Source organism: Xanthomonas sp. SHU 199 (assembly GCF_000364665.1).
Lineage (GTDB): Bacteria > Pseudomonadota > Gammaproteobacteria > Xanthomonadales > Xanthomonadaceae > Xanthomonas_A > Xanthomonas_A sontii.
On sequence record NZ_AQOI01000819.1, the window covers coordinates 1 to 893 of the forward strand.

Annotated in this window: 2 protein-coding genes; both read left to right on the plus strand. The window is 74.6% G+C overall.

Going from position 1 to position 893, the window contains the following annotated elements:
* Nucleotides 1-710, plus strand: a 710-nt coding sequence (gene kdsB, locus D183_RS0122380; protein ID WP_017910967.1) for a 3-deoxy-manno-octulosonate cytidylyltransferase, incomplete at its 5' end; no start/stop codon positions are given.
* On the plus strand, nucleotides 707-893 hold a 187-nt coding region (locus D183_RS0122385), incomplete at its 3' end, for an arsenate reductase/protein-tyrosine-phosphatase family protein (protein ID WP_017910968.1). The genes kdsB and D183_RS0122385, both read left to right, overlap by 4 nt.

The window sequence follows — 893 nt, forward strand, 5'->3', positions numbered from 1 at the left end:
AGCCCTTGCGTGCGCTCGGCGGCGAGCCGCTGGTCCGCCACGCGGCGCGGCGTGCCCTCGCCGCCGGTGCCACCCAGGTGTGGGTAGCCGCCGACGATGCCCGCATCGCCGCCGCCGTGGCCGACCTGGACGGCGTGCATGTGGCCAATACCTCTGCCGACCACGCCTCCGGCACCGACCGCCTGGCCGAGTGCGCCGACATCGCCGGCTGGGACGATGCGACCCTGGTGGTCAATCTGCAGGGCGACGAGCCGTTCGCACCGGTCGCCGGCATCGTCGCGGTGGCCCGGACCCTGGCCGACAGCGGCGCCGAGATGGCGACCCTGGGCACGCCGGTGGACGCGGCCGAGCACCTGTTCGATCCCAACGTGGTCAAGCTGGTGCGCAGCGCCGCCGGTGATGCGCTGTACTTCAGCCGCGCACCGATCCCCTGGCACCGCGACGCCTTCGCCGCCTCGCAGACGCAGTTGCCGCTGCCCGGCCCGTGGCTGCGGCATATCGGCATCTACGCCTATCGCGCCGGCTTCCTGCGCCGGTTCGCGGCGATGCCGCCGGGCACGCTGGAGCGGATCGAGTCGCTGGAGCAGTTGCGGGTGCTGGAAGCCGGGTTCCGCATCGCGGTGGCGTTGTCGCCGGCGCCGTTCCCGCCGGGCGTGGACACGCCCGAGGACCTGGCGCGCGCCGAGGCCTACCTGCAGGGGCAGGCATGAAGCTGCTGCTGGTGTGCCTGGGCAACATCTGCCGTTCGCCGATGGCCGAGGGCGCGCCGCGCCACCACCTGCAGCGCTCGCCGCTGGCGAGTGTGGTGGAGGTCGACTCGGCCGGCACCGGCGACTGGCATCGCGGCGAGCCGCCGGACCGGCGCGCGGTCGCCTGCGCCGCCGCCCATGACG